The following is a 10,048-nucleotide window of genomic DNA, read 5'->3' as shown; positions in this document are numbered from 1 at the left end:
CCGCGGAAGACGGGGCGTGCGGGACCGCGGAAGACGGGGCGCGGAACTTGTGCGGTGCCAGGTGCGCCCCGCCGAGGTGACGTCAGGACGTGCGGCGCGGGTGCTCTCGGGCGAACCGGGCGAGGTGCTCGGGCAGCGTTCGGCCATGGAGGGCGACGGTCCGGGCGTACTCCGCGTGGATGCGCCTCTTGGCTCGATCTCGTGCGGCTCCGAAGAAGTCGCCCCAGACCAGGCGAGACATGCCCAGGCCCTCGCCACAGATGTCGCGCTCGCGGACCTTCTCCCGCCACACGATGTCACTGGGCTCCTCGTCGCTGAACCCGCCCTGCTCGATGCGCAGGTACTTCTGGCGACCGTCGAACTCGAAGACGTGGCAGCCGACCCGCAGGTCACACCACACGGTCGCGTACCCGAGGTTGACGGCGAACTGGGTGAAGACCTGACCGATGCCGAGCTCGACGACCAGGTCACGAGCCAGCGTCTCCCCGATCGACTCGGCGCCGGGGTCGGACACTCCGAGGGCGGCTCGGGCGGTCCGTACGTACGGCCAGTGCGTCATCCGCGCGAGCTCTCGCTCGAACGATCGAAGGTCCGCTCCTCGGCGGCGCGCCGCGTCGATCGCCACCAGGCCGGAACGGTGGCCGTGCTCCCGCGCGAGATCCAGAGACGTCCTGGCGAGTCCGGTCACGGTGATCCCGCCGATCCCGACGGTCTCGGCGGGCGACTCCTTGCCGAGGTGGTGCTTGACGCCGTGCACGGTGCGTGTCCCGAGGACCCCCGGCCTGGTGATGTGGACGAGCGGGCTCCGGGGTCGGAGCATCGGCAGACCGAGGGCCCGGGCGGCGGAGTCGTGGCTCAACGCGTGCGGAGTGGCCATCGAGAGATGCGCGGCCACGTCCCGCAGCCACAGCCGGTCGTCCACGCCCGGTTGCGCCTCCCAGATCTCGACGGGGGTGTAGACGCCCCGACGGACCACGACCCACGATCCGCGCGCGATCAGCACGCGTACCTGCCCGGGCGGGTAACCGGCGGAGACGGCCTGCTGCCGGGTGAACAGCCCGAACTGCCGGCCGGCGGTGGGGACCAGACCCTCGCGGAGTGAGCCGAGATCCATGGGCGCAGCCTCGCCGGATCCCGGCACGGACGGCTCGTCGTACCGCCCTCACCTGTGGACAGCCCGCGAGCCTCGCCCACCTGTGGACGGAACGCTCCACCGGCCACCTGGTCGGTTCGAGCCGGCGGGTCCCCCTCCCCCCGTCTTCCGCGGGGTTGTTGTCGTCGAACGGCCCGATTCGGGCGCCCAGAGCGACCACAACCCCGCGGCAGTCAGGAAGACGCGACCACAACCCCGCGGCAGTCAGGAGGAGGTGACCACAGCGTCAGCGGGGGGTGAGCTCCAGCCCGGTGCCGTCGCCGGCTACCTCGACGTCCACCCCACCGCCGTCGGCGATCTCGCCGGCGATCAGCAGCCGCGCCATCGGGTCGCCGATCGCGGTCTGGATCAGTCGCCGCAGCGGGCGCGCGCCGTACGCCGGGTCGAAGCCCTTGTCGGCCAGCCAGTCTCGCGCGGCGTCGGTCACCCGGATGGCGATGCGTCGCACCGCGAGGCGATTCTCCAGCAGCGCCAGCTGCAGGTCGACGATGCGAGCCAGCTCGTCGCGGGTCAGCGCGTCGAAGACGACCACCTCGTCGAGGCGGTTGAGGAACTCCGGCTTGAAGGACTGCCGGACCACCGCGAGCACCATCTCGCGCTTCTCGGTCACACCCAGGGTCGGGTCGACGAGGTACGTCGAGCCCAGGTTGCTGGTGAGGATCAGCAGGGTGTTGCGGAAGTCGACGGTGCGGCCCTGGCCGTCGGTGAGCCGGCCGTCGTCGAGCACCTGCAGCAGGATGTCGAAGACCTCGGGGTGCGCCTTCTCGACCTCGTCGAGGAGGACCACCGAGTAGGGGCGGCGCCGCACGGCCTCGGTCAGCTGGCCGCCCTCCTCGTAGCCGACGTACCCGGGCGGGGCGCCGACCAGCCGGGCGACCGAGTGCTTCTCGGAGTACTCGCTCATGTCGATGCGCACGATCGCCCGCTCGTCGTCGAAGAGGAAGTCGGCGAGTGCCTTGGCCAGCTCGGTCTTGCCGGTGCCCGTGGGGCCGAGGAAGAGGAAGGAGCCGGTGGGCCGGTTCGGGTCGGAGATCCCCGCCCGCGAGCGGCGGACGGCGTCGCTCACGGCGTTCACGGCGTCCTGCTGGCCGATCAGCCGCTCCCCGATGACCTCCTCCATCCGCAGCAGCTTGGCGGTCTCCCCCTCGAGAAGCCGGCCGGTGGGGATGCCGGTCCAGGCCTCGACCACCTCGGCGACCTGCTCGGCGCCGACCTCCTCGCCGACCAGCGGCTCGGTGCCGGACCGCTCGACGGCCACCGCCGCCTCGATCTTCTTCTCCAGCTCCGGGATCGAGCCGTAGTTGATCTTGCTGGCCGCCTCCAGGTTGCCCTCGCGCAGGAACCGCTCGGCCTCGACCTTGAGCTGGTCCAGCGCCCGGCGCAGCTCGCCCTCGCCCTCGAGGCTGGCCTTCTCGCTCTCCCAGCGGGCCTCGAGCGCACGCAGCTCCTCCTGCTGGTCGGCGAGGTCCTGGCGCAGCTTGGCCAGCCTCTCCTGCGAGGCCGGGTCGGACTCCTTGGCGAGCGCGAACTCCTCCATGGTGAGCCGGTCCACCGACCGGCGCAGCCGGTCGATCTCCTCCGGGGAGGACTCGATCTCCATCCGCAGGCGGGAGGCGGCCTCGTCGATGAGGTCGATGGCCTTGTCCGGGAGCTGGCGGCCGGAGATGAACCGGTCGGAGAGCGTGGCCGCGGCCACCAGCGCGGAGTCGGTGATGCGCACGCCGTGGTGGGCCTCGTACTTCTCCTGGATCCCGCGCAGGATCTGGACGGTGTCCTCCACGCTCGGCTCGCCCACGAAGATCTGCTGGAAGCGGCGCTCCAGGGCGGGGTCCTTCTCGATGCGCTCGCGGTACTCGTCGAGGGTGGTGGCCCCGATCATGTGCAGCTCGCCGCGGGCGAGCATCGGCTTGAGCATGTTGCCGGCGTCCATCGAGGAGTCGCCGCCGGCACCGGCTCCCACCACGGTGTGCAGCTCGTCGATGAAGGTGATGATCTGGCCGCCGGCGTCCTTGATCTCCTCCAGGACCGCCTTGAGCCGCTCCTCGAACTCGCCGCGGTACTTCGCGCCGGCCACCATCGCGGCCAGGTCCAGCGACAGCACCCGGCGCCCCTTCAGCGAGTCGGGCACGTCGCCGGTGACGACGCGCTGGGCGAGGCCCTCGACGACGGCGGTCTTCCCGACGCCGGGCTCGCCGATGAGCACCGGGTTGTTCTTGGTACGCCGGCTCAGCACCTGCACGACCCGCCGGATCTCGGCGTCCCGGCCGATCACCGGGTCGAGCCGGCCCTGCTCGGCGGCGCGGGTCAGGTCGACGGAGTACTTCTCCAGCGCCTCGTAGGTCGACTCCGCCTCCGGGCTGGTGACCCGCCGGTTGCCGCGCAGCGCGGTGAGCCCCTCCCGCAGCCCGTCGGCGGCGAGCCCGGCGTCGCCGAGCAGCGTCTTCGCGCCCGACTCGACGGTGGCGCAGGCGATGAGCAGGTGCTCGGTGGCGACGTACTCGTCCTTCATCGAGGCGGCCAGGTCCATCGCGCTGGCCAGCGTGCGGGTGAGCGCGGCGGAGGCGCCCGGCTGCTGGACCGTGGTGCCGCTGGCCCGGGGCAGCGCGTTCATGGCGGCCTCGGCGCGCGCGGTGAGCAGCGCCGCGTCCACGCCGGCCTTGGCGACCAGGTTCCGCGCGGTGCCGTCCTCCTGGCGCAGCAGGGCGACGAGCAGGTGGATCGGCTCGGTCGCGGTGTTGCCTGCGGTGGTCGCGGACAGCTGGGCGGCCTCGATCACCTCGCGGCTGCGGGTGGTGAACTTCTCTGCTCCGAACTGGCTCAACGTGTCCCCTCTGGGCTGTGCTCGTGGCTGGTCGCGTGCGTGGGACCACTGTGGCCCCACGGGGTGCAACGCACCACAAGTTGAGTCCATTCCACTCAACTTGCTCCGGCGAGGGTCCCCCGGGGTCGCGTAGCGCACAGACGCTGGGCAGCCGGGTGCCCGGATGAGTAGCCTCGGAGGAGCCGGGACCCCGCCCGGGGCGAGCGGCGGGGAGGTGTCATGAGCACGCTGGCCGGGGAGCTCCTCGAGCGGTACGCCGCGGACCGCACCCGCCTGCTGGACATGCTCTGGGACGTCCAGCACGCCCGTGGCTGGCTGCCGGAGGAGGACCTGCGGGCCCTGGCCGCCGGCCTGGGCACGACGTACCTCGACGTCCGGGAGACCGCGTCGTTCTACCACCTGTTCCACGAGAGGCCCGCCGGCCGGATCCGGCTGCACCTGGCCGACACCGTCCTGGCCAGGATGCACGGGTACGCCGAGGTGCTCGCCGCGCTGGAGAGCGAGACCGGCGCCCGGCTGGGCGAGGTCGACCCGAGCGGCACGTTCGGGCTGTTCTCGACCCCGTGCATCGGGCTCTCCGACCAGGAGCCGGCGATGCTGGTCGAGGACGTGGTCCTCACCGAACTGACCCCGCAGCGCGTCACGGAGATCGTCGCCGCGCTGCGGGCGGGACGAACGCCCCAGGAGGTCGCCAACCCGCGCGGGCTGCCCACCGACACTCTCGAGTACGTCGACGCGCTGGTGGCCTCGCACGTCCAGACCGAGGGGCCGGTGTTCTTCCGGCCGCACACCGACGTCGGCGACCTGATCCGCTCGTGCCTGCGGATGACCCCCACCGAGATCGTCGAGCTGGTGACGGCCTCCGACCTGCGCGGGCGGGGCGGGGCAGGCTTCGCGACCGGCCTGAAGTGGCGGCTGTGCGCCGCGGCCGAGGGCCGGCACAAGCACGTCATCTGCAACGCCGACGAGGGCGAGCCGGGCACGTTCAAGGACCGGGTGCTGCTCACCCGGAGCCCGGACCTGGTGCTCGCCGGCATGGTGCTCGCGGCGTACGCGATCGGCGCCGACGACGGCATCATCTACCTGCGAGGCGAGTACCCCTACCTGGTGGACTACCTCGACCGGCAGCTGCGGGACCTCCGCGAGGCCGGGCTGCTCGGCACCGCGATCGCGGGGCGCGAGGGCTTCGACTTCGACATCCGGATCCAACGCGGCGCAGGCGCCTACGTGTGCGGGGAGGAGTCGGCGCTGATCGAGTCGTGCGAGGGCAAGCGCGGCACCCCGCGGCTCAAGCCCCCCTTCCCCGCCCAGGTCGGCTACCTCGGCGAGCCCACCTGCATCGACAACGTCGAGAGCTTCGCGGCGGTCACCCGGCTGCTCGAGAAGGGACCGGTGTGGTTCAACGGCCTGGGCACGATCGACTCGGCCGGCACCCGGCTGCTCAGCGTCGCCGGGGACTGCGACCACCCGGGGATCTACGAGGTCGAGTGGGGCACGACGCTCGGCCAGGTGCTGGAGCAGGTCGGTGCCCGCGACCCCTGGGCGGTCCAGGTCGGCGGGCCGTCCGGGGAGTGCGTCTCGGCGCTCCGCGACGCCACCCGACGCATCGCCTTCGAGGACCTGCCCTGCAACGGCGCCTTCACGATCTTCGACTCCAGCCGTGACCTGCTGGGCATCGTCCGCCACCACCTGCAGTTCTTCGTCGACGAGTCCTGCGGGATCTGCGTGCCGTGCCGGGCCGGGAACACCGCCCTGCTCCAGGGCGTCGACCGGCTCCTCGCCGGGCGCGCCGATGCCACCGACCTGGAGCGGCTGCGCGGCTGGAGCGAGCTGGTCCGCCGGGCCAGCCGCTGCGGGCTGGGCGGCACCTCGCCCAAGCCGCTGCTCACCACGATCGACCGGTTCCCGGAGGTCTACCGGGCCCGGCTGGCCGCGACCGACAGCGCGCTGCGCGCGTCGTTCGACGCCGGCGCCGAGGTGGAGGGGTACGCCGCCCTGGCGGCCGGACTGGAGGAGGAGCGCGCCCGATGAGCGTGGAGTTCACCATCGACGGCGTGAGCATCACCGCGCGCGAGGGGCAGAGCGTGGTCGAGGCGGCCGCCGAGCACGGCGTCTTCGTCCCCACCTTGTGCTTCAACCCCGAGCGCGACCCGCTCGGCACCTGCCGGGTCTGCTCGGTCCGGCTCAACGGGCACGTGGTGGCGGGCTGCACCGTGCCGGTCAGGGACGGGATCGAGGTCGAGGTCGAGGCACCGGACCTCGCCGTGATGCGCCGGCAGGTCGTCGAGCTGCTCTTCGTCGAGGGCGTCCACAACTGCCCGAGCTGCGAGAAGAGCGGACGGTGCCGGCTGCAGTCGGCCGGTTACGAGGTGGGGATGCAGGCTGCGGAGTTCCCGTACCGCTACCCCACCCGCGAGGCCGAGCACCGGCCGCGCGACCTCTGGCTGGAGCGCGACCGGTGCATCCTGTGCCACCGCTGCGTGGAGTACGTCCGCGACCGCCGGACCGGCCAGAAGATCTTCTCGATGAGCGGCCGGGGCGAGGGAGCGCGGATCGAGGTCGACGTCGAGCTCGCCGACGCGATGCCGCCCGACCAGGTCGACGAGGCGGTGGGGATCTGCCCCGTCGGCGCCATCCTGCACAAGGCGGTGGGCTACGACGAGCCGATCGGCGCCCGCCACTACGACCGGATCCCGCTGCGTGAGCGCGTCCTCGGCGACGTACCCCTCGAGCGTACCCCCGGGGAGGCGACCTCATGAGCAAGCGGCGACGGGCCTCCCACCAGCTGCCGGCCACCCCGCCCGCCCCGGCCACGGTAGCGGCACGGGAGGGCAAGATCCGGATCTCGACGATCTCGCTGTGCGGCTGCTGGGGCTGCACGCTGTCGATCCTCGACATGGACGAGCGGATCGTGCCGCTGCTGGACCGCGTGACGATCGTGCGGTCCTCGCTAACCGACCTGAAGCGGATCACCGGGCGCTGCGCGGTGGGCTTCGTCGAGGGCGGGGTGGCCAACGAGGAGAACATCGAGACCCTCGAGCACTTCCGCACGCACTGCGACGTGCTGATCTCGGTGGGCGCCTGCGCCCTCTGGGGCGGCATTCCCTCGCTGCGCAACTCCGTCGGCCTGGGGGCCTGCCTCGCCGAGGCATACCTCGAGTCCCCGACGGCGGTGGCCGGGGCGCGGCCGACGATCCCGCTCCACCCGGAGATCCCCCGGCTGACCGCGAAGGTCCACCCCTGCCACGAGGTCGTGCACATGGACTACTTCATCCCCGGCTGCCCACCCGACGGGGACGCGGTCTTCGCCGTGCTCGACGACCTGGCGCACGGTCGGCCGGTCGACCTGCCCCGCTCGCTCACCCGCTTCGACTGACAGGACACCCACCGCATGAGCCAGAAGCTGGTCATCGACCCGATCACCAGGATCGAGGGGCACGGCAAGGTCGTGGTCACCCTCGACGACGAGCGGCGGGTCGCCGACGCGCGCCTGCACGTGGTGGAGTTCCGCGGGTACGAGCGGTTCGTCCAGGGGCACCCCTACTGGGAGGCGCCGGTCCTGCTCCAGCGCATCTGCGGGATCTGCTTCGTCAGCCACCACCTGGCCGGGGCGAAGGTCCTCGACGACCTGGTCGGGATCGGCACCGCGCCCGGGCTGGAGCTCACGCCCACCGCGGTGAAGATGCGCCGCCTGGGGCACTACGCGCAGATGCTGCAGTCCCACGCCACGGCGTACTTCTACCTCGTCGTGCCCGAGATGATGTTCGGGATGGACGCGGCGCCCGAGCAGCGCAACCTCCTCGGCCTGCTGGAGGCGGACCCGGCGCTGGTGACCCGGGTGGTCAAGCTGCGCAAGTGGGGCCAAGAGCTGCTGCGGGCCATCTTCGGCAAGCGGATGCACGGCGTGAGCGCGGTGCCCGGCGGGGTGCAGAAGTCGCTCACCTCCGCCGAGCGGGACCGGTTCGTGCACGGCGACGAGGGGATCATCTCGCTGGCCGAGGTGATGGAGTACGCCCACGACGGGCTGGAGCTGTTCCGGCGCTTCCACGCCGAGCACCGCGACGAGGTCGACTCCTTCGCCGTCGTCCCGGCGCTGGACATGTCGCTGGTCGGCCCCGACGGGAACGTCGACTACTACGACGGCCGGCTGCGGGTGGTCGGCCCGGACCGGGAGGTCGTGGAGGAGTTCGACTACCACGACTACCTCGACCACTTCAGCGAGGCGGTCGAGGAGTGGAGCTACATGAAGTTCCCCTTCCTCACCCGGCTGGGCCGTGAGCCCGGGACCGTGCGGGTCGGCTCGCTGGCCCGGATGAACGTCACCCGGTCGCTGCCGACCCCGGAGGCGGCAGCGGCCCTGGAGGAGTTCCACGCCTACACCGACGGCCGTGCCAACGCCATGACGCTGCACTCCAACTGGGCGCGGGCGATCGAGATCCTGCACGCCGCGGAGCTGATCCGCGACCTGCTGGCCGATCCCGACGTGCTCGCCGGGGACGTCGTCCCGCCCGGGCTGGTCGTCGCCCCGGGGCAGGGCGCGTGGACCGGCGAGGGCGTCGGGGTCGTGGAGGCGCCACGCGGGACGCTCCTGCACCACTACCGTGCCGACGCCGACGGTGCGATCACCTCGGCCAACCTGATCGTGGCCACCACCCAGAACAACGGCGTCCTCAACCGGACGGTGCGCGCGGTGGCCGAGGAGCGGCTCGCCGGCCGCCTCGAGATCACCGAGGGGATGATGAACGCGGTCGAGGTGGGCATCCGCGCCTACGACCCGTGCCTGAGCTGCGCCACCCACGCGCTGGGCCAGATGCCGCTGGTCGTGACCATCCTCGACCCCTCCGGCGCCGTCGTCGCCGAGAAGGCCCGCTGACGTGCCCGGGCTGGAGCGGTACGCCGGGGCCGACTGCCTGGTGGTCGGCATCGGCAACGTCGGGCGCCAGGACGACGGGCTGGGCTGGGCGTTCGTCGACAGGGTGGAGGCCGCGGGACTCTGCGGCGAGGCGGAGCTGGTCCGGACCTACCAGCTGCACCTGGAGGACGCCGACCTGATCCGGGACCGCCGCCGGGTGCTCTTCGTCGACAGCACCACCGAGGCCGCGGTCGCCGACTTCAGCCGCGGGCGGCCGCAGCCCCGTCTCGAGGTGGCCTTCACCTCCCACGCCCTCACCGTCCCGACCGTCCTGGAGACCTGCCGGCAGTGCTTCGGAGTGCTGCCCGAGGTCGAGGTGCTGGCCATCCGGGGCTACGGCTGGGACCTGGTCGCGGGCCTCACCCCTGCCGCTGAGGCCAACCTCACCGCGGCGCTGGCCGCGATGGCCTCCCCGACGACCGTCGTACCCCCGCCCCTCCCCTCCCGAAGGACCAGCCGATGACCGCCACCGACCACGACCGCATCGTCTCCACCATCGAGCAGGCCCCGCTAGGCACGTACCTCGGCCGCCAGGGCGCCGAGGTCCTCGCCGGGTACGCCGGGGAGGAGCGGGCGCTGGCCGACGGCGAGTTCCTCTTCCACCGCGGCGACCCGCCGGAGACGTTCTTCCTGGTCACCCGGGGACGGCTCGCGGTCGTCCGCGAGCCCAGCCGGCAGCGCTCGGAGGTGATCGTGCACGTGCTGGAGGAGGGTGACCTGGTGGGCGAGCTGAGCTTCATCGACGGCGACGACCACACCCAGTCCGTGCGGGCGATCGACGGTGAGGCCGCGGTCCTTGCCTTCGAGCTCACCGACTTCGAGCCGCTCATCGAGGAGCATCCCCGGGTGATGTACGACTTCATGCGGGCGGTGATCGTCCGGGTGCACCAGACCGCCGCCTCCCTCGGCCAGCAGCAGCAGGAGCTCACCGACTACGTCTCCCGCGGCGGCAAGCGCCTCTGACCTCCTGGCGACCTCGCCGAGGTCGCCGCGATGGCGACCTACGGCTGGGGAGTGGTCCCGGTGCAGGCCAGGATCGGGGCCTCGCCCCCGGGGTCCGCGGTCGCGGTCGATCTCAGGGGGCGCATCCCCGGGTAGCGCGAGGGGAGCCCCCGGCGGGGAGCTCAGCGCAAGCGGCGCCAGACCACCACCGACTGGCCAG

The 10,048-nt window shown here is 72.3% G+C and carries 8 protein-coding genes; 6 read left to right on the top strand and 2 right to left on the bottom strand.

All coding sequences use genetic code 11. From position 1 onward, the window contains the following. Positions 1-82 precede the first annotated feature (82 nt). Both PLP61_RS10395 and clpB read right to left on the bottom strand, forming a co-directional pair. Positions 83-1,114: a type IV toxin-antitoxin system AbiEi family antitoxin domain-containing protein gene (locus PLP61_RS10395; RefSeq protein ID WP_324502641.1), complete on the bottom strand. Its 1,032-nt coding sequence runs from the start codon at positions 1,112-1,114 to the stop codon at positions 83-85. Positions 1,115-1,379: 265 nt separating this feature from the next. Continuing rightward, a complete protein-coding gene (clpB, locus tag PLP61_RS10390; RefSeq protein ID WP_324502640.1) occupies positions 1,380-3,974 on the bottom strand; it encodes an ATP-dependent chaperone ClpB in 2,595 nt (864 codons plus the stop codon). A gap of 219 nt (positions 3,975-4,193) precedes the next feature. Between clpB and PLP61_RS10385 the strand changes: the two genes are divergently transcribed. Genes PLP61_RS10385 through PLP61_RS10360 form a run of 6 tightly spaced genes read left to right on the top strand, consistent with a single transcriptional unit; the run spans position 4,194 to position 9,849 of the window. Next, entirely contained in the window at positions 4,194-6,005 is a 1,812-nt protein-coding gene (locus tag PLP61_RS10385; RefSeq protein WP_324502639.1) for an NAD(P)H-dependent oxidoreductase subunit E, read from the top strand. Further along, positions 6,002-6,733, top strand: coding sequence for a 2Fe-2S iron-sulfur cluster-binding protein (locus tag PLP61_RS10380; protein ID WP_324502638.1), 732 nt, complete (start codon positions 6,002-6,004; stop codon positions 6,731-6,733). Before PLP61_RS10385 ends, PLP61_RS10380 begins: the two co-directional genes overlap by 4 nt. Then, on the top strand, positions 6,730-7,350 hold the full coding sequence (locus tag PLP61_RS10375; RefSeq protein ID WP_324502637.1) for an NADH-quinone oxidoreductase subunit B family protein: 621 nt from the start codon (positions 6,730-6,732) through the stop codon (positions 7,348-7,350). The genes PLP61_RS10380 and PLP61_RS10375 overlap by 4 nt, the downstream gene beginning before the upstream one ends. Before the next feature lie 15 nt (positions 7,351-7,365). Continuing rightward, positions 7,366-8,847, top strand: coding sequence for a Ni/Fe hydrogenase subunit alpha (locus tag PLP61_RS10370; RefSeq protein WP_324502636.1), 1,482 nt, complete (start codon positions 7,366-7,368; stop codon positions 8,845-8,847). A 1-nt stretch (position 8,848) separates the two neighbouring features. Beyond that, a complete protein-coding gene (locus PLP61_RS10365) occupies positions 8,849-9,349 on the top strand; it encodes a hydrogenase maturation protease (protein ID WP_324502635.1) in 501 nt (166 codons plus the stop codon). After that, entirely contained in the window at positions 9,346-9,849 is a 504-nt protein-coding gene (locus PLP61_RS10360; RefSeq protein WP_324502634.1) for a Crp/Fnr family transcriptional regulator, read from the top strand. Before PLP61_RS10365 ends, PLP61_RS10360 begins: the two co-directional genes overlap by 4 nt. Positions 9,850-10,048: the final 199 nt, after the last annotated feature.

It is taken from the genome of Nocardioides sp. (assembly GCF_035429765.1).
Classification (GTDB): domain Bacteria; phylum Actinomycetota; class Actinomycetes; order Propionibacteriales; family Nocardioidaceae; genus Nocardioides.
The sequence above is the reverse complement of the archived record's forward strand: the minus strand, read 5'-3'. Positions and strand labels throughout refer to the sequence as shown.